The sequence below is a fragment of the Bacillus pretiosus genome, assembly GCF_051294775.1.
Taxonomy (GTDB): Bacteria; Bacillota; Bacilli; order Bacillales; family Bacillaceae_G; genus Bacillus_A; species Bacillus_A wiedmannii.
Map to the genome: position 1 here is coordinate 1 of NZ_JBPPHF010000579.1, position 282 is coordinate 282.

Below are 282 nucleotides of genomic sequence, written 5' to 3' on the forward strand. Positions count from 1 at the left end.
GTATACGCTTTATAAGACGTATCATAAGATACATGTTTAACAACATAATCGTGAATAGCTTTTACTTTCTCATGCTCATCCATCCCTGTTTTTACAATTGAACCGATTATTGGTTTTGCCTGAGATTTTACATATTGTGTTTGCTCTTTTGATTCACGGTATTTCACTTGCAATGTAAACGTATAGTTTCCTGGTAACCCTGTAATAGAATATTTAGTAGACGCGACATTATATTTTACATACTCATCTGCATCTACAATTTTATTAAACTCGCCATACAAT

The 282-nt window shown here is 32.3% G+C and carries 1 pseudogene; it reads right to left on the minus strand.

Annotation, left to right across the window (positions count from 1 at the left end):
- Positions 1 to 282: pseudogene (locus ACSG5Z_RS32235) on the minus strand (transglutaminase domain-containing protein); the annotation flags it as partial.